The organism is Arcticibacter sp., from assembly GCF_045629565.1.
Classification (GTDB): domain Bacteria; phylum Bacteroidota; class Bacteroidia; order Sphingobacteriales; family Sphingobacteriaceae; genus Arcticibacter.
In genome coordinates this window covers 1-18,812 of record NZ_JAZQRL010000123.1, presented here as the reverse complement: position 1 = coordinate 18,812, position 18,812 = coordinate 1, and the positions used below count along the sequence as shown (strand labels likewise).

Sequence of the window (18,812 nt, the reverse complement as noted above, 5' to 3'; positions counted from 1 at the left end):
CAAGAAACTAATTCACCAGAAAGTGAACGATCCTGCATGCTTGGCCTTTTGAAGCGGTATTTTTTGAGTTCTTTATTCTTATCATTAAGTGGTGGGGTGTCCCCGCGTTGAGGTTATCCCCCAGCACCAGATACCAGGGCAGATGTAACGACTTGCTCCATGGTGTATAGAGGTCTATCTCCTTCAATGCTCCTCCATCAATACTGTATTCGATTACCCCGGCGTCCGGACCCGAATTAACGGCTATACCGACAGCATCCCCCTGGAAATTAAAGTGCAGCTCTGCTCCCGCGCCCTCTCCTTCCAACACGGGACGGTTAGCGAAACCTGGCCTCGTACGTGCGCCATCTTTGGGCTTCCATGCAGGATTTAACTGAAAGCCTTTGATGGATTGAGCCTGACTGACAGGCACGTATCTTCCCGAACAATAGTTCTTCATCTCCATAGCACGAGGCAGCTCATGGGCAGATAATCCACTTGCCGTCACAACCTTAGACCGAAGCCGCTCGAACAAGTTTTGTATTGATCTGAAATAGACTTCCTGGCCAAATGGAGAGGGATGAAGGTTCTTAAAATCTTCCTTCCAGCTAAACTCTTTGTTGTCTATTCTACGGGTCACCTCCTCTGCGAAATTGATAAACGGCAATTTATATTTCGAAGCAATTTCCTGATGGATCCCTACTTCCGGAGGAACCTTTCCTGATCTGTAGTCTTCCATTTTCAGCTCATCCGCAAAAGCCATTAAAATGATGTCGGTATGCGGATTGGATTTTAAGGCCTGACGCACTATCCCCTCCAGTGCCCGTCTTTGCTGAATTTCCGGAGTACCATTTCCCCGGTCATTTACGGCAGACTCTATAAAAAGAAGATCTACCTTCCCCTTGGCGAGCACGTCTTCCTTAAACCTGAAAGCATGGGGAACGCTGCCAAGAGAAGGAATACCGGCATTCAACAGATTGAAGCTGATATTGGGATAGCTGCTTTTCAGATACTCCCCAACCTGGTCCCTCCACCCGTCGTTTTTCGTGATCGACCCGCCGAGAAAGGCCACGTTGATTTCCTTTTCGTGCTTAAGCAAGTAACGAAAATTGCTGAGATCACCGTAATAATGGATAAATGACCCGAAATCAGCTGAAGTATTTGTTTGAGCCTGGGCCTTTTTAAAATAGGACCAGGAAACCAGCATAATTGTTAAACAAACGGTCTTGATCAAGTTCATTACCTTACTGGCTTTAAGATCAGCGACTTTAATTTAAACAACTCTTTGCCAGATCCGGCAGGGCGTAAAACGACAGGATAAACCCCTGGTGTTGAAAAAGTGGTAGTAGCCAGAGTATGTTTAATAAACATTAGGGGAGCACTCTTTACAAATTCGGATGTGCGCAGCGTACGGAACAGATATTGCTGATCCTGAACATGCAATGAGCCCTCCAGTTTTGCACTTTCTTCCGGGCAACTATACTCCGCTATGATCTGATAGTCTCCCGGGTTCAGCACATTCAGCTGAAATGTGATCGCATCTGATGAGTCCTGCATGCCCGTTACGCATGTCGTATGCTTCCAATCACCATAATAATGACTGTATGTAAGTGATCTAACTGTTGTCTTGCCCTGCGGTTTCCCAAAAATAGCTTCAACGTAATTTGATTCGAACTGGCTGGATATGCTCACCGGAGCGTTCAAGTCAAGATCTGCCAGCTTCCCGGCATAATTCACCACGCATACCGTACCTAAATTCGCCGCATCTCCCGCAGGAAGGCTGATTTCCAAAACATCTCCCCGCTTTTTAAAAAGAACGGCCGCCGGTCCACCTAATATGGAAACAGATTTGACGTTAGCCTTAAAGCCGGGAATAACCAACTTGCCATCCAGCGGCCTGTTGAGCACATGTAGGTATTGTTTACCGGGTTTTGAAGTCGACACTCCCCAGGGTTGAGCCGGTACAAGACCATACGTTGAACCGTAAATACTCTCCCCATTCCTGGCAAGCCACTTCCCGGTCTCCCTTAAGAACTTCTCCGAATACTCCGGAATTTTACCCGTACCATCAGGGCCTACATTGAGCATCAAATTGCCTCCCTTTGAAGCCACCTGTGCCAGGAGATGCACAATTTCCCGCGGAGTTTTGAAGTTCATATCATGTTTAATGTACCCCCAGGAATCATTATGCGTGTAAATAGATTCCCAGGCTCCCTTAATAGGTGTCGCCGGAATCTCCGAATCACCATAATCCCGGTAGTCGCCCAGACCGTGACCCACTCTACTGCTAAACAGACTGTTTGGCTGCAGCTTACGAAGTCCCTTAATAAAATCGTTTGTTTGTTCCTTTGTTAGCCCGCCCGGCGTATCAAACCATACAATCCCAAGGGGACCATAGTTAGTCATCAGCTCCTTAAGCTGCGGAATCGCCTTGTTGTTATAATATTGCTGATAATCTTTCTTGCTTTCGTCAAAATCCCAGGTATTCTTACCACCGTTAGGTTCATACCAGTCCTGAAATTGCGAATAATAAAAGCCGAATTGAATCCCTCGTTTGCGTGTAGACTGCGCTAAAGCCTTCATCGGATCCTTTTTATATGGCGTTGCGTCAACAATATCGAAGTCTGTAACCTTCGAGTCAAACATGGAGAATCCTTCATGATGCTTAGCTGTAATCACCATATACTTAATCCCTGCGTCTTCGGCAAGCTGAGCCCACTTCTCCGCATCAAAATTGGTCGGATTAAACGTTGCCGCTTCCTTACTGTATGCCGCAATCGGAATTCTAGCCTGGTTCATAATCCACTCCCCGCTTCCGTAATAACGCTTGCCCTTCCACTCTCCTGCAAGCTTGGAGTATAAACCCCAATGAATAAACATCCCAAATTTTGCATCTTTGAACCAGCCTATGTTCGGATGCTCCTGATCAGAAGACCTGCTGTCCCACATTTCATCCATCGTTTGACTATTGGCCTGTAAAACGCTGACTGATAAAAAAAAGGCCAGTAAAAGCTTATTCGATAATGATCTCATAAAATGTTAGTCTAAATTGATTTGCCGGTATTTATTTACTGAGGCATCCAGTCCAGCAGTCGAATGATAACCACTCGCTCTGAAAACAAACTGGTATGGCCGATATAGAGTGGCAGCGGCCGGATCTGAACGCTTCAGTTTCCTGTATGATTCCCATGCCCGGTCATACCGCTGTATGGAACCTTTAATTTTAGCAATGTCATATTGGCCTGTCTTATCCCCTTCAAAGCCCAGAGCCATCACATTCCAGCCTTCAGCAATGATCTCGTGTAATAAACGACCATATCGTGAAGAGGTCCGGATGTATCTCTCGTCTTCTTTTGATGCGATTTTTATCTTCAGGCTTAATGCTTCTATTTCCAACCATAGCTTCAAGGCTTGGTACTTCTCTTCCACCGCATCGTCAAGTAAAGAGCTGGAATAAAGTTTCTCAAACGCAGAGCTCAAGATGGGGCCATCTGTTCCGCTAAGAAACTCGTCCCTGGTCCACCAGACCCATCTGCCGTTCCATTCAAGCGAGGCACTATTATGGCCTCTCAACACGGCCTTTGCAGATAAAAGGCATAACTCCCTGAACACTTTCCTGCTTTTTTTAGACACCCCGTTCTCGACCATAAACTGGTCAAAAATCTGTTCTTCAGAAGCACCCGGACTCTTCATCCACCGGCTGATAACAAATGCGTTCAGCCGCGGCCAGAATTCATTCGTAATAAAAGGACCAACCCAGCCGCCGCCCCTGCTCCAGGTCCACACCCCCCTTACATTCGGATGACTCTTAATCTCTGCAAGCCCCTTGTATCCGGTCTGTGGGGTGTTTGATGCAAACTCCTCAAATCCGTTTATCACGCCCTCAGCGATATAATTGGGATAGGCACCCTTTCCTTCGTACTCCCGCTGGCATTGGACTTCCACAATTTGAGGATGCTTACCCAGGGTAAGCGTAGGATTAAAATCGAATGTCCGGTGAAAATCTCCTTTCGTATGTTTGATCGAAAATATCAGGTTAGGGTGAGGACTAATTTGGTTGGTTACTGATAGATAAACTTCTGGCTTTTCGTGCATACCAGCCGATAGCCACGTCCGATAAAACACTTTCTTATTGCGCTTGATGGCTACCTCGTCTTTCAAAAAATCAATCAGTTTGACATGGCTTTCAACGCCCCTGGTAATGGGGTTATTACCCGTATGATAAGGAACATTATTCAGATAGGTCTCACCTGTACGAATCACCAATCCATCCAAATCCGGAAACTTTTCGAACAGCTCGGCCAACATGACCTTATGAATTTCAATTGTTTTAGGCCGATCGAAAGTTATTTTTCCGTCTCCGTCAACAATCTCATCCCGATATATTTCCGCGAGCTTCTTTGGAACAACAACCATGTCAGTGAAATAATATACCTGCAAGCCAGCTTTCTTTGCTCTGGATATATTCTGCCTGACCCGCTCTGCCGCAGACATCACCCACGCCCTTTCTTTACTTCCGGCCGGGAAGATATCACGGTTTAGGCTATCATAAGTTAAAGCAGCATGTGCAAACGTGAAGTCATTAACAACAATACCATTATATCCGTAAGATCTTAAATACTCAGGATCACTGAAAGCCGTCTTGGTTAACGGCTCTCCAGGGTTATGGTGAACCATATCCAAAACAAAGGGCTGTCCGGTTTGAGCCTTACCAATCCTAAGACTACAAGCTATAAAACAAAATACTATTAAAACGCTAAGTGAATATTTACGGATCATTTCTTAATACCTCAGTGAACCAAAATTAACTGATGCGGTAACAGAAATTCTCTTTACAAATGGCTATTGATTCAACTAATTCAGCTTGCTTGGCGGCCTATTCCTTGTCAATTCTATATAACCTTCCTTGATCAGTAACTGCATACAGGGCGCCGTCGGCACCCTGTGTAATATCACGAAACCTCTGATTTTCATCGGTTAGCAGTCTCTCTTCCGCTGTAACCTTATTATCTTCAATCACCAGACGAATGATGTGCATTCCACTTAAAGCTCCGATAAATAGGTTATTTCTCCACTCTGGAATACGATCGCCGCTGTAAAATGTCATGCCACTGGGCGATACAACAGGATCCCAGTAGTAAACAGGTTGCGTCATACCCTCCATTTGTTGAATACCTTCACCTACCCTCTGGCCACTATACTCAATTCCATAAGTGATGGTAGGCCAGCCATAATTGGCGCCCTCCTGAACCCGGTTAAGCTCGTCACCTCCCTTAGGACCATGCTCACTCTCCCATAGGTCGCCCGTTACAGGGTGAAATGCCAGACCCTGAGGGTTTCTGTGCCCGATAGAATATAATTCGGGGCGCGCTCCCGCCTGCCCCAGGAAGGGGTTTCCCGCAACTGGCTGTCCATCTTTAGTTATCCTGACGATCTTGCCTAATCCTGAACTGACTGATTGTGCTTGTACCCGCGTAGTCATATCAGAACGTTCACCAGTACTAGCTAAAAGGTTTCCGTTACGATCGAAAACCACCCTGCCACCATAATGATTTGATCCTCCATAAGCCGGTGTTGCACGATAAATAACAGTCACGTTCTCAAATGCACGTTCATCAGCCGATAATTTCGCCTTAGCGATGGCAGTGAGATTACCTGGTTCTGAAAACGACCAGTAGACCATCCTGTTAGATACAAAGTCCGGATCGAGGCATAATCCCAACAAGCCACCTTGCCCGGAAGCATTAACTTGCGGCACACCGGATATAGGTTCACTTACGCTTCCCGAAGAATGAACAATTCGCATGCGTCCGGCCTTCTCAGTTATTAAAAACCGTCCATCTGGTAATGAGGCAATTCCCCATGGGCTGGCCAGAGACGATGTAATAACAGTCGCTTTATAAGCAGTCTGGGTTTTTATACCATTTATTCGTGTCTGCCCCTCAAACGCAGGTTTATAATTTGCATTTGGAGGATTTATTTCTACTGGCGATGTCGTTGCTCCTGGTGTTGATGGATCTGCGTGACTACCCTTCTTTTCTGAACATGAAATTAGTACTGGTATAAAACCAGCAAACATGACCATTCTCCTAAAGTTCAGGCTGATACTCATAACATGTCTTTTAGTTGGGACTACTTTGTTATACTACCAGCGCATCTAAGTTTTGTTCTGTAATTTATTGTTAAATAATCAACATACTTTGCTTCGCGCATATTATCCAGATCCTTAACTTCATTGAAAGATATACAACTACTTATTTTTTTAATGTAGCTTTTTACATCCTGTTGGTACTAATTGTTAAAATAAGATAAGGTCCAAATGGAAGATAAACTGGAAGACGCATTTATCGAGCAGATCAACCAAAATATGGGCATCGCACATAAGGTCTGTAACATCTACTTCAACGATAGCCAGGATCGTGAGGATGTGATACAGGAAATGTTGTATCAGCTCTGGAAAGGCTATCCTTCCTTTCAAGGGAACGCCAAGTTTTCAACGTGGATGTATAAAGTATGTCTTAACACAGCCTTGACTAATTTAAAAAGGAGCAAACGAACCAAGAGTGAATCCATCTCCGAAGCACATAATCAAATAGCCGATGATCCGGTCACTGAGCGAGAGTGGGATATAACTATGCTTTATAGATTACTGGAGAAGTTGTCTCCATTGAATAAGTCTATAGTCCTACTATATCTGGAAGATCTTCAATACGACGAGATCTCCGGAATTACAGGTCTCTCAAAATCAAACATTAGTGTCCGGCTCGTGCGGATTAAGAATGAACTGAGGAAATTTAAACAACATATCTTGTAGGAACATGGAAGAACTTAAAAAAAGCTGGATGCAAGACAGTTCCGCTGCCCGCTATACCTCTCGCTTAGATAAAACTTCGTTGCATATCATATTAAGACAGAGAGCTAATAAGCAAATGAAAATAAATATGCAATATTTCTGGTCGTCATTCACCCTTCAAATAATCGTATACGCCTACCTCTCCCACGTCATCATTAAACACTGGAGTGATTCATTTCTAATGGTCGTCGGGGTTCTTTGCATATTAATGTATATACCCTTTACCATCGTATTATTAAAAAAGTTCAAGCATATGGCACGCCTTCGATCTGGCGACCAGCATACTTCTGGCCTTCCCATTCGAGAGTACATACAAACGCATCAGCATCTTCTGTATGGCTTCTATAAATTTAAGAGAAGATATGAAATCTTTCTGGTACTCCTGAGTACGGCGATAATGACCTGGATGGTTTTCAGAATTTACGTTCCGGGCGGTGTGGTCGCTTATCCTGTAAGTGCATTGCTCATTTTCGTTATATCACTCCTTTGCTGCACCGCCGCCATTCGTGCCGAAAACAAAAAACATTTTAAAGACCCCTTAGCGGAAATCCAAAAGCTTTTAGCTGAATTTCAACAATAACTAAACACAGGTAAAACTCATCCTCTAGTTTTCTAAATCATTTTCGTCCAGGCGCTTATTCCTGGCATGAGGAATCCGTGATTCGATATGGTCAGCCAACAAATCCAACAACTCCTCGTCCAGTCCGGCCACGTTCTGACAGACATGTAAATAATTCTGTCTGTCAGGCTCAAAGCTGGCTACGTAGTTGCCATTTTTATAAACCCGGTATTTGCATCGTTCATCATCATAGTGCGGATATTCGCCCACTTCAAACTGATGCAACTCCTCCGCATAGTTGACCTTAATTGAAAAGTTTTCCATTCAGATAAAACGACTTTGACAACTTATTGTTTAGACCCTGATCCGACGTCGAAGCTTCGATGTCTTCCAAACATCTGATTAATCTGCCTGAATCACTGATAAAATATTACCTGCCGGATCCTTAAACCAGGCGATGACCGGTCCTTCATCACGAAAAATCCCTTTTGAATCGGTTCTGATACCCTCATCATCGTAATGTTCAAACTGAACTCCTTTTTTGACCAGTTGATCGACGGCTGTATCAACATCTTCGACCGGAAAGTTAAGTACCGTAAAACTAGCGGGCTCATGATTCGGTTTTGGATAAATCAAAACAGGTGATGAATCAGGAATATGTAATTCCAGAGTCCCCATAGCCCCATCCTTTACGTTCAAATTCAGGATAGTTTGATAAAATTCCCTCGCGCGCTGAAGATCATTTACTGAAAATGAACTAAATGCTTTTGAATCCTTCAACATGATTTTTATTTTAATGGTTGAACCGCGTCACTTCCATATGCCCAACAGGCGTCGGATCATTACAATCTCAGCAATGTGGTAGGCGTTATGATCAGCGATCTGGAGGGCCTCCCTTAAGATATTTTGACCATTGCCGTAGGGAAAGGGTTTGTATAGATCCTCTGTTTCTAATAATGTCATAAAAGCTTCTAAGTCATCTCCGATCTTTTCCAAAGTTCTTAGCCAGGCAGGTTCATCAGAAGGAGCGCTCTCCGACGGCCAATATCCCTTGGGCCACTCAGGGGATGTATGCCCCGCATCCCGGCTAAACTCCAACATATCCCATTGTGCTATCCTGATATGCTCTACCAACTGCCAAATACTATACGGCAGGCCATGCGGAGCTTCACCGAGCATCTTAAACGGGATGCCCGAAGTGGCTTCTTTAAAACTGACATGGGCTCCCCCTCCATTCAATAGTGTTCTTAGTTCTGCTATCAAGTCTTCCATCGGGATAAGTCAAATAATATCAATTATTTACGTTCCTTATAAAGGACAACTTACTGCATAAGAATGTTTTGATTTCTTAAAAGACAAATACTTTTATCCCCGCCTTTACACTACAGCAAGGGCTAAGATGGAGAAATGCTATTCGACACAATACTTCACAACCAAGAAATCCACCTGATGAAGGCTTTCAAACCCTGACTTTTAAGAACGGTTGACGTAATACCTATTCTACTCTTCTCTCGACAGTTTTCACCAACGACGTGCCAAAGTAGCCAACCACATTCTTAGAATCCGCTGTCAATTTTCTCACATTGGTACGGGTATTCGTTAGTGGGGAGGCAAAAATGCCGCCATTTTGCAGTTGCGTGCGAATGTCGGTCCAAAAATTATAAGCACTCTCTGTGAGCGACCAAACCTCAGCCCTAATGGTATCGCCCTCGGAGAATGCACCATCAATAGCCAGGCCCATTGATATATAATTCCCGTCGACAAACTTATCAGGGAAAATGTTAATATCATTTACACTGTTCAGATATTGAGTGTTCTTAAAAAGTTTAACCTGTATGAAATCATCTTCACCTTCCAGTTCCTGTCCGTGGATATAAGGATAAAAACCAGACTCTTCATAAACGATAGATTCTTCCTCATACTTAAAAGTAAGAGAATCCGGAGCCATAGAAAGGCGGGGCATTTTAGATTCTACCTCATAATTTCCGTCTGAAGTCTGAATCCTCAGCGTATAAGTATAACCCTCAACACCCTTCATAGTTGATATTTCATACCTTCCGGAACCGACCTCATGAAGTTGTTCAGCATTTCCGGCATCATCTGTTAATACAAGTGATGCGTTGCTTACCGGTTCAAACTCATCAGCGCCGTTAAGCGTAGTGGTTAAATATAATCTCACATAATGGTGTTCTGGGCGATTGGTAAGCCAGCCTTCAACAACCAGTGCTGATGTGCCTTTGTTCACTTGAATATCAACGGTGTCTTCACATGCAGAAAACAAGAAAGTGAAGAATGAAAACAGCAGTATAAATGGATGTCTTTTCATGATCATTAAAATTTAAAGTTCCAGGTAACAGAGGGAATTACAGAGCCAAACATGGAGAAGCGGACTGTCTCAAGCTGGGTAGGATGGTTTTCGTTCTGACGGAGATACAGGGAGAAGGCGTTCCGGCGATTCAGGGCATTAAATAAAGAAACTACCCATTCACTGGTAAACTTCCTTCCCGGAACCGGTTTCCTTTTAAAAGTAGCCGAAAGATCAAGACGGTGATACGAGGGAATTCGATAGTTATTCCTAAAATTTGCTGAGTTATACTGAACAGGAAAATTATCAAACTCAAAACGGCCATCGGGTAATGTTGCCGGTATTCCGGAAGCAAAATTATAAGTTCCCGAAAGAACAATCCGTGGCTTTAACTCATAAACCGCCACAAGCACAAGCGAATGTGTTTTGTCATACTTCGCTGGAAAATAAAGATCGTTATTGATTCCGTTAATTTTTCTTTCCGTCCTGCTGAGCGTATAACTTGCCCAGCCATTCAGCCTTCCGGCATTCTTCTTAAGATAAAATTCAGAGCCGAAGGCCCTGCCGCTGCCAAACAGCATATCTCCCGGCAGATCTTCATTAAGCAGGGTTTCAGCCCCGTCTATGAAATCTATCTGATTATGAAGCTTCCGATAATAAAGTTCAACCGATGCTTCATACCGGTTATCTTTAAAGTTCTTAAAATATCCAATTGAACCCTGATCTGCAATCTCCGGTTTGACGTTATAAGAACTTGGTGTCCAAATATCCAAAGGACTTGAAGAAATAGTATTAGACACCAGATGAAGATTCTGGGCAGTCCGGCTAAACGAAGCCTTTACCGAAGCATCCTCACCGGTTTGAACCTTGACAGAAACTCTCGGCTGTAAACTGTGATACCACTTTATAGATTGCCAGTCACTGAATGTTCGCTGGTTCACGGGTTCTTTTCGTTCGCCGATAGGTCCCACATAATCACTGATGACAGTTTCTCCTTTTCCAAGACTTTGAAATGATGAATATCTCAATCCGTATTCCATCGAAATTGCATCAGACAATGCAATCTCATGATCCCAGTACACGTTGTACTCGGCAGCCCGCTGTCCGGGGATTTCGGTATAGTTGAATATAGAATTATCGTTGGAGGGTTTAGCCCCTCCTGGCATAAAGTCATGTAAGGCAACTTCAGCACCGAAATAAATGGTATTGCGCGAGCTTGGGTACCAGGTATAAGCGTTCTTTAAGCTATAATCAATAATAGAAGCATCCCAGGTGAAGCTGGTCGCCGGATCCTGATAAGCACCCAGACGATATTTGTAACCAGAATACATTGCGCTGGTATTAGAAAACAACCGTGGATTGAAGATATGATTCCATCGTACCGTTCCCGTACCATTAGCCCATTGTAACAGAAAACTCTTTGCTGCCTCAATATGATCCTTACCGAAATAGCCAGAAACAAATAGTCGATCCTTTTTTGACAGGGTGAAGTTCAGCTTGGCACTCAAATCATAAAAATAAATGGAATTATCTTTGATAGCGGGATCTGATGACTGCTTAGTAAGTACATCGGTATAGGAACGCCTTGCACTAATAATCATTGAACTTTTGTCTTTTTTCAGGGGTCCTTCAGCAGTGAATCTGCTTGCAATAAGGCCCAGCCCCCCTGCAAAGTTCCAGTCTTGATTATTACCATCCTTCATACGGATATCCAAAACCGAAGACAAGCGGCCGCCAAATCGTGCAGGCATCTCCGTCTTATAAAGAGCGGCATCCTTAATGGCATCCGGATTGGCTACAGAAAAAAGATTAAATAAATGGGATGTAAAATAAAGTGGCGCCTCATCAATAAGAACCAGATTTTGATCCACACCTCCGCCCCTTACATTAAATCCGGATGCTCCGTCGCCAACAGTACTTACTCCCGGAAGCAACTGGAATGAGCGGATCAAGTCCGCTTCACCCAAAAAAGCAGGCAGCTGTTTTACCTTCACCATGGTAAGTGGAGCGACACTCACAGGTTTGCCAACATGATCATTTTTAGACGAAAAATTTACCACGACTTCGTCCATCATATTAGATGCTGGCCTTAGATTTACACTCAACGCTGTATCTCTCCTGAGTGAAACCGCACGTTCCTCCTGCTGGTATCCCATATACGAATACCTCACCCTATAATCGCCAGCATGAAGTGATAAAGAATAAAATCCATAGTTATTAGCTGAAGCCTTGATGCCGGTTTCCGGCACCAGGATAAGTGCACCGGCAAGACTTTCTCCGCTGACAGCATCCTTTACATAACCACTGATCGTAACTTTCCTTTGGGCATATGCTGTAGTAAAAACGCCGGGGAACAGCAGTGCCAGATAAAACAGTTTAAAAAATTTCATGCATATCGAATTGTTCTTATTCAATACAACGAACTCCTGCTTTACCCCTATTACTTTGTAAATTATTTTATAAAAGACTATTGGGAAACGCAGCTCTATATACCTGGATCTTCAGCGGATCGAACTCCAACCTGGTTCCGGTCCTATCTTTCCAAGTTAGTGATCACGGGAAACGGGCAGGGAAAAAAGTGCCCAACTTGATAAGAGCCGGGCGATGAGAGCATTAATAGGGTTTAGTAAATGACGTTCCAAAGTTAAAGTTTTGGCGATGTGGCATATACCTGTTATGTAGGGAGTTAATACGTGATTATTGTGCATCGTGCAAAAATCCTGGTCGACAATGCAGACCGGGCATCGGAAGTTGCTCCATGTCCTATCGGTGACGACGACGAATAGATACAAGGCCATTTCATCCAATTTGCCCATCAAATACCTGATGGAGCTACGGCAAATACGTGTTTTAACATCTATTGTATCCTTCTGAGATTCAACACGTATATATAGATAATTCTTCGGAAGATTACTTGGTACAGACTACTGCCCCCTCCCATCGAGGGGGTTTTTGTTTTTAAATCTGCCTGCCTCTACCAAAACCAGGGGATGAATGCTATTTACCCTCCCAACTGGCTTTGTTCCCGTTCGCCTAATCCTATTGCTTCGGTAAACTTTCTGTTGACTGCTTACAGCCGGTACCCGTCCCCTTCTAAAGAGAAAATGACAGAGTTTGAAAATGATTTCCAGCGACAGATTTATGAGGACTCTAATGAAAAGAATAATGGAGATGAATAAAAAAAGCCCTTTCTGTTTCCAAAAAGGGCTTTTTACTTTTGGGTGGAATATGGGGCTCGAACCCACGACCTCCTGAACCACAATCAGGCGCTCTAACCGACTGAGCTAAAACCACCGTGCTTTATTATGCTGCAAAAATAACTCAAAAATTACATTATGCAAATTTTAAATTTACTATTTCATTAACTCCCTAATTCTGAACACAATTGTTTTTATGCACCTTCTCCTCCCCTACTATTCTCCTTTATCTTGCTATTTTTGCCAGCTCTAAAACCCCGCTGCAAAATGATCGAGATCTTTACTGATGGTGCTTCAAGTGGTAACCCTGGTCCGGGAGGATACGGTGTGGTGTTAAGGTCGGGCCCCCACTACAAGGAACTGTCGGCAGGCTTCAGGAAAACCACCAACAACAGGATGGAGCTTATGGCGGTCATCGTGGGACTCGAAGCACTGACCAAGCCCGGACAAGACGTCGTCATCTACTCCGACTCCAAGTATGTTGTCGATGCCGTAGAAAAGAAATGGGTTTTCGGCTGGATGAGCAAAGGTTTTGCAGGTAAAAAAAACAAAGATCTGTGGATACGCTTCCTACAGATCTACAAACAGCATAAAGTACGCTTTCAATGGGTGAAAGGTCATGCCGGACACCCGGAAAATGAACGCTGCGACCGTTTAGCGGTCGCAGCGGCTCAACAAAAAGATAAATTATTAATAGACACCTTTTTCGAGGCAGAGGCATTATAATTCTGAACTTTCGACTTCTCTCGGAGCAAGTTCCGGGCAATGTTCCCGCATAAACTCTTCCACTTTAAGTACCATATTCTCTGATCCCAGGAATATAGGAGACCGTTGATGAAGCGATTCCACTTCGGTGTCCAGGATGCGCTTGAAACCATTGGTGGCCCTTCCTCCTGCCTGCTCGATGATAAAAGCCATCGGATTGCACTCATATACCAGGCGCAACTTTCCGTTTGGCGCACTCGCCGTACTCGGATAGATAAATATACCGCCTTTCAGCAGATTACGGTGTAGATCGGCAACCATTGAACCAATATAGCGCGAAGAGTATGGCCTGTTTGTAGAAGCATCCTCTTCCTGGCAATATTTAAGGTACTTCTTCACCCCTTGAGGAAAATGAACGTAGTTTCCTTCGTTTAATGAATAGATATAGCCGTCTTTTGGCATGCTCATATCCGGATGTGAAAGACAAAACTCGCCTATAGAAGGATCGAGTGTAAAGCCGTTAACACCCTTTCCTGTGGTGTATACTAACATCGTTGACGATCCGTATACCACATAACCGGCAGCAACCTGCTCTGTACCGTTTTGAAGGGCATCTTTCAACTGGGCAGGCCCATCTGTAGATAGTCTGCGGTAAATGGAAAAAATAGTACCTACCGAAACGTTAACATCGATATTGGATGAGCCGTCTAAAGGGTCAATTGCGACAATGTACTTGGCATTGGGAGATATCTCCGAATTGATGTAAATGGGTTCATCATTTTCTTCCGAAACAACAATACAGCACTCTCCGCCCACTGTAAGCGCAGATATGAACTGCTCATTGGCGAACACGTCAAGCTTTTTCTGCGACTCGCCGTGGCTGTTTTGTGTTCCTACTTCACCAAGAATGTCTACCAGACCTGCTTTATTTACCTCACGATTCACAATTTTGGAGGCGATACCAATATCCCTCAACAGACGGGACAGCTCACCCTTTGCATAGGGAAAGTCTTTTTGTTTTTCAATAATAAACTGGCCTAACGTTTTAACTACCGACATACTTAGTGTATTTTATACATTATCTATTTCCTAATTCAATGATCTCTAAGTTATGAATATTTTCCTCAGAAACGCTGAATCTTAACATAGAACGCACTTTATGCCAACCTTGTTTTCCCGCTGCACCGGGATTTAAGTGTAAAGTACCGATCTTTTTATCAAAGATAACTTTTAGGATATGCGAGTGCCCGCTGATGAAAAGTTTGGGAGGATTATTGTATAATTCTGTGCGGATCCTTGCGTCATATTTTCCCGGATACCCACCAATGTGCGTCATCCAGACATCCACCCCCTCACACATGAAACGCAGATCCAGAGGGTGACAAATCCTAACATCCTGGCCATCGATATTCCCGTAAACACCCCGAAGTGGCTTAAAAGCAGCCAGTTTATCAGCAAGCTCAATGTTGCCAAAATCCCCCGCATGCCAGATTTCGTCACACTGATCGAAATGTTTAAAAACCGCATCATCCAGAAACCCATGAGTATCTGAAAGTAGTCCGATCCGTTTCATATTATGTATCTAAAAAATGATTAAGAAGTCACGAAGCAGGTCTTTATATGCTTCTGAATATATTTTTGGAGCCTCGTAAATAATTAGCGAAGCCGTATCTTTTTTTTTATGCTGCCTGGAAAAAACGAGGATCTCACGGTGCGGCAGATCACCTGCAAAGGATCTGACTTCAATACATGCTGTGAGATGAAACCCCTCACCGGCAGCAAAGTCCCTGGTTTTGAGGGCTGCTTCTGTCGGTAAAATTAACCAAAGTTCCCCCTCCCAACGGAGGTGTTTCTGTGCAAACTGCATCAACTCCTGGAAGAACCCCTCTTCTGCATGCCTGGCCAGCTTCTTCTGGTGGTCAGGATTTTTTAGGGCGTTTAGAAAAAAAGGCGGATTACTCACGATCAAGTTGTACGCTGCCAAATCCCGACGCTCACCATAGTCCTGAAAAGAACCGTCTATCAGCCGCAGTCGATCGGCGAATGGGGAGGTCGCAAAGTTCCGCCGCGCTGTCTCTGCTGCAGAGGGATCAATTTCAACAGCGTCAACTCTGGATTGTGGAAAGCGTTGGGCCAGCATAAGCGAAATAACTCCCGTCCCCCCTCCTATATCCAGAATCCTTTCCGGTTCCCGCCCTCCGGCTAAAGCCCCTAACAAGACTCCGTCTGTGTTGATTTTCATGCCGCAACCGGATTGATCGACGCTAAACTGTTTAAAGCGGAAGATGTTCTTCATCTGTATAAGGTGAACTTGCCAGCAAGGGCAGATCTCCAAATGTAAGAATTTCTGTAAAGCCATACCGGTACTTTTGCAGAAGCTCTAATTAGATTAAGTGGTAATTGTCCTTGAACCGGCGTCAGATCGAGACCCTTTTCCTGCCGGAATGTATTAAAAAACATACTCCCTTTTAAATCTTCCAGTCCGGAAAAAAAGGATCATGAGCGCTCCCGGGATGAGCAACCGAATTAGAAGCGAAGGGTGTTCTCCTGCCAAACTGATCTTTTCTAAAACTTTACTACTTATCGGTTGATATTGCGACCCGATTTCTTTACCAATCAACGATAAGCACTAAGAAATCTGGTGTGGGCGCACCTTTTGTCATACAACATCATTAATTTAAAATTTTATTAGCTTTTTAGCTAGATTATATAAATATTTGAGCCCAACACGAATATTTTATTTAAATATTTTTAAAAAACAACATTAAATCATGTCAAGTCTTAGATTCCAGGCATTAAATGCCGTTCTAACCAGGACTGTTCCTGAGGTCACTTCTCCATCTCCTAAAATTTCGGATTACTTCGCTTCACTCGTTTTTGACAAACGTAAAATGAAAGAGTATCTTTCTAAAGATGCTTTTGCAAGCGTTGATAACTCCATCATTAACGGGGAAAGAATTGATCGCGAGGTTGCAGAACAAGTTGCTTCTGCAATGAAAGCCTGGGCGATGAGCGTTGGTGTAACACACTATACGCATTGGTTTCAACCACTGACTGGAACTACGGCTGAAAAACATGATTCTTTCTTTGAACCAACCGGCGACGGTTTTGGAATTGAGAAATTCTCTGGTGAAGCTTTAGCACAGCAGGAACCTGATGCTTCCAGCTTCCCTAACGGTGGTATCCGCACAACTTTCGAAGCGAGAGGCTATACGGCGTGGGATCCTTCTTCTCCTGCGTTCATCATGGGCAAGACGCTTTGTATTCCAACGGTTTTCATCTCTTATACAGGTGAGTCATTAGATTATAAGGCTCCTTTGTTAAAAGCCATTTCTGCTCTTGACAGAGCCGCTGTATCCGTTGCTCAATACTTCGATAAGGGCATTGAAAAGGTTTCTGTTTCTTTGGGTATTGAGCAGGAATATTTCCTGGTTGACCTGTCGTTGTTCAATGCGCGCCCGGATCTATATACAACCGGAAGAGCGCTGTTCGGTCACATGTCCGCTAAAAATCAGCAGCTGGAAGATCATTATTTCGGATCCATTCCTGAGCGTGTACTTGCTTTTATGCAGGATTTCGAAACCGAATCGCTAAAACTCGGCATTCCTTTAAAAACCCGTCATAACGAGGTTGCGCCTTCGCAGTTCGAGTGTGCGCCATTATACGAGGAAATGAACCTGGCAATCGATCACAATCAGCTGTTAATGGACTTAATGGATAAGGTTGCCCGTCGTCATCATTTCAAAGTGTTACTACATGAAAAACCGTTTGCTGGAGTAAATGGCTCAGGTAAGCACAATAACTGGTCGCTAATTACCAACACGGGTAAAAACCTGCTTGCTCCTGGAAAAACGCCAAAGAACAACCTGATGTTCCTTACATTTTTTGTGAATACCATCAGAGCGGTTTATGAGCATGCTGACTTACTCCGCGCTTCTATCGCTTCGGTTAGTAACGACCACCGTCTTGGAGCTAACGAGGCTCCTCCGGCAATCATCTCCATTTTCCTGGGCACTCAGCTAAACGAAGTGCTTGACGAGATTGAAACTTCCCGTGTAACGAGCAAAATGAAACAAGAGCCTGCATTGTGGACGCATATCCCTAAGGTTCCTCAGATATTGCTGGACAATACTGACCGTAACCGTACCTCTCCTTTCGCCTTCACAGGTAATAAGTTTGAGCTACGTGCAGTAGGTTCTATGGCAAATTCAGCTAATCCGATGACTATTTTGAACACTATCGTTGCTGAGCAACTTGGCAAGTTCAAAGTAGAGGTAGATAAATTGCTTAAAAAAGGCGAGAAGAAAGATGTTGCGCTGATGACTGTCATTAAGCGTTATATCAAGGAATCTAAAGCGATTCGTTTTGAAGGTAACGGTTACAGCGATGAGTGGGCTGCAGAAGCAGAAAAGAGAGGCCTTTCTAACATAAAAACTACTCCTAAAGCTTTAGATGTCCTGGTTACGGAGAAAACCACTCGTCTTTTTGAAGAAGCCGGTGTCTATACACAGCGTGAGAGTCATGCAAGACATGAAATCCTGCTGGAAAGTTTCTTTAAGAAGCTTCAGATTGAAGCTAGAGTAATGGGTGAGATGGTGAACAACGTAATCATCCCGGCTGCCGTAAGCTATCAGACTACGCTGATCGATAATGTTAAGGGTCTCAAAGACCTTGGTTTGGACGAAGAATCTTATGCCGCGCAATTGGAAATCATTAAGAAGATCTCTTACCATGTAAACTTTATCAAGTCGAACACTACTATAATGATTAACGAGCGAAAGAAAGCCAATGTGATTGAAGATACACGCGAAAAGGCGATCGCTTATGATGAGAACGTCAAATCGTACTTCGACCCTATCCGTTACCATGTGAACAAGCTGGAGAAGATCGTTGCGGATAGCATCTGGCCGCTTCCTAAACTGAGCGAGTTGCTATTCATTAAATAAATTTTTCTTGTCAATATGTGAAAGAGGGTGTATCATAAAACTTGAAGTGACCCCCAAAAGTTGGACAACAACTTTTGGGGTTTATCATTTATGGCAAAACACACGTTTGAAGAGAAGCTGGAGATAATTTCTCAAGTAAAGACCGGGAAGCCAATCCTGTGCCTTTCCCGCCAGCGTCACATCCGCGAGGGTATGATATTAGAGTGGGTTCGAAAGTATGATCTTTACGGTGAAGGAGGGCTTCGCAAACAACTTAATGTCAGGGCCA

General features: G+C 43.9%; 17 protein-coding genes and 1 tRNA gene. 5 read left to right on the top strand and 13 right to left on the bottom strand.

Going from position 1 to position 18,812, the window contains the following annotated elements:
• Positions 1-7: 7 nt before the first annotated feature.
• The 4 genes from ACKI5J_RS16705 to ACKI5J_RS16690 all read right to left on the bottom strand — a co-directional run bounded on the left by ACKI5J_RS16705 (position 8) and on the right by ACKI5J_RS16690 (position 6,091).
• Positions 8-1,219 carry an SGNH/GDSL hydrolase family protein gene (locus ACKI5J_RS16705; RefSeq protein ID WP_407430627.1) on the bottom strand — a complete coding sequence of 404 codons (1,212 nt, stop codon included), beginning with the start codon at positions 1,217-1,219 and terminating at the stop codon, positions 8-10.
• Positions 1,219-3,012: an alpha-L-fucosidase gene (locus tag ACKI5J_RS16700; protein WP_407430626.1), complete on the bottom strand. Its 1,794-nt coding sequence runs from the start codon at positions 3,010-3,012 to the stop codon at positions 1,219-1,221. The genes ACKI5J_RS16705 and ACKI5J_RS16700 overlap by 1 nt, the downstream gene beginning before the upstream one ends.
• Before the next feature lie 6 nt (positions 3,013-3,018).
• Positions 3,019-4,656, bottom strand: a complete 1,638-nt coding sequence (locus ACKI5J_RS16695; RefSeq protein ID WP_407430625.1) for a hypothetical protein — start codon at positions 4,654-4,656, stop codon at positions 3,019-3,021.
• 199 nt (positions 4,657-4,855) lie between these two features.
• Positions 4,856-6,091, bottom strand: a complete 1,236-nt coding sequence (locus ACKI5J_RS16690) for a PQQ-dependent sugar dehydrogenase (RefSeq protein WP_407430624.1) — start codon at positions 6,089-6,091, stop codon at positions 4,856-4,858.
• Between the two features lie 207 nt (positions 6,092-6,298).
• On the opposite strand from ACKI5J_RS16690, the gene ACKI5J_RS16685 reads away from it, so the two are divergent.
• Positions 6,299-6,793 carry an RNA polymerase sigma factor gene (locus ACKI5J_RS16685; RefSeq protein ID WP_407430623.1) on the top strand — a complete coding sequence of 165 codons (495 nt, stop codon included), beginning with the start codon at positions 6,299-6,301 and terminating at the stop codon, positions 6,791-6,793.
• A 4-nt stretch (positions 6,794-6,797) separates the two neighbouring features.
• On the top strand, positions 6,798-7,412 hold the full coding sequence (locus ACKI5J_RS16680; protein WP_407430622.1) for a hypothetical protein: 615 nt from the start codon (positions 6,798-6,800) through the stop codon (positions 7,410-7,412).
• 24 nt (positions 7,413-7,436) lie between these two features.
• On the opposite strand, the gene ACKI5J_RS16675 is transcribed toward ACKI5J_RS16680, so the two are convergent.
• The 5 genes from ACKI5J_RS16675 to ACKI5J_RS16655 all read right to left on the bottom strand — a co-directional run bounded on the left by ACKI5J_RS16675 (position 7,437) and on the right by ACKI5J_RS16655 (position 12,086).
• Positions 7,437-7,715, bottom strand: coding sequence for a hypothetical protein (locus tag ACKI5J_RS16675; RefSeq protein ID WP_407430621.1), 279 nt, complete (start codon positions 7,713-7,715; stop codon positions 7,437-7,439).
• Positions 7,716-7,793: 78 nt separating this feature from the next.
• Positions 7,794-8,174: a VOC family protein gene (locus ACKI5J_RS16670; protein ID WP_407430620.1), complete on the bottom strand. Its 381-nt coding sequence runs from the start codon at positions 8,172-8,174 to the stop codon at positions 7,794-7,796.
• A gap of 27 nt (positions 8,175-8,201) precedes the next feature.
• Positions 8,202-8,663, bottom strand: coding sequence for a DinB family protein (locus ACKI5J_RS16665; RefSeq protein WP_407430619.1), 462 nt, complete (start codon positions 8,661-8,663; stop codon positions 8,202-8,204).
• Positions 8,664-8,886: 223 nt separating this feature from the next.
• Positions 8,887-9,717, bottom strand: coding sequence for a DUF4249 domain-containing protein (locus tag ACKI5J_RS16660; protein ID WP_407430618.1), 831 nt, complete (start codon positions 9,715-9,717; stop codon positions 8,887-8,889).
• A 5-nt stretch (positions 9,718-9,722) separates the two neighbouring features.
• Positions 9,723-12,086, bottom strand: a complete 2,364-nt coding sequence (locus ACKI5J_RS16655; protein ID WP_407430617.1) for a TonB-dependent receptor — start codon at positions 12,084-12,086, stop codon at positions 9,723-9,725.
• A 600-nt stretch (positions 12,087-12,686) separates the two neighbouring features.
• On the opposite strand from ACKI5J_RS16655, the gene ACKI5J_RS16650 reads away from it, so the two are divergent.
• Complete coding sequence (locus tag ACKI5J_RS16650) at positions 12,687-12,875, top strand: hypothetical protein (protein ID WP_407430616.1); 189 nt, start codon at positions 12,687-12,689, stop codon at positions 12,873-12,875.
• A 40-nt stretch (positions 12,876-12,915) separates the two neighbouring features.
• On the opposite strand, the gene ACKI5J_RS16645 is transcribed toward ACKI5J_RS16650, so the two are convergent.
• Positions 12,916-12,991, bottom strand: a tRNA-His gene (locus ACKI5J_RS16645).
• A gap of 169 nt (positions 12,992-13,160) precedes the next feature.
• Between ACKI5J_RS16645 and rnhA the strand changes: the two genes are divergently transcribed.
• Entirely contained in the window at positions 13,161-13,619 is a 459-nt protein-coding gene (gene rnhA, locus ACKI5J_RS16640; protein ID WP_407430615.1) for a ribonuclease HI, read from the top strand.
• On the opposite strand, the gene fbp is transcribed toward rnhA, so the two are convergent.
• The 3 genes from fbp to ACKI5J_RS16625 are packed head-to-tail and all read right to left on the bottom strand — an operon-like array spanning position 13,614 to position 15,894.
• Positions 13,614-14,657: a class 1 fructose-bisphosphatase gene (gene fbp, locus ACKI5J_RS16635; protein ID WP_407430614.1), complete on the bottom strand. Its 1,044-nt coding sequence runs from the start codon at positions 14,655-14,657 to the stop codon at positions 13,614-13,616. The genes rnhA and fbp overlap by 6 nt on opposite strands.
• Before the next feature lie 19 nt (positions 14,658-14,676).
• Entirely contained in the window at positions 14,677-15,171 is a 495-nt protein-coding gene (locus ACKI5J_RS16630; protein ID WP_407430613.1) for a metallophosphoesterase family protein, read from the bottom strand.
• Between the two features lie 9 nt (positions 15,172-15,180).
• Positions 15,181-15,894 carry a tRNA1(Val) (adenine(37)-N6)-methyltransferase gene (locus ACKI5J_RS16625; RefSeq protein WP_407430612.1) on the bottom strand — a complete coding sequence of 238 codons (714 nt, stop codon included), beginning with the start codon at positions 15,892-15,894 and terminating at the stop codon, positions 15,181-15,183.
• Positions 15,895-16,369: 475 nt separating this feature from the next.
• On the opposite strand from ACKI5J_RS16625, the gene ACKI5J_RS16620 reads away from it, so the two are divergent.
• The gene (locus ACKI5J_RS16620) at positions 16,370-18,544 is read left to right on the top strand and encodes a glutamine synthetase III (protein ID WP_407430611.1); all 2,175 of its coding nucleotides are present in this window, start codon (positions 16,370-16,372) and stop codon (positions 18,542-18,544) included.
• Positions 18,545-18,812 lie beyond the last annotated feature (268 nt).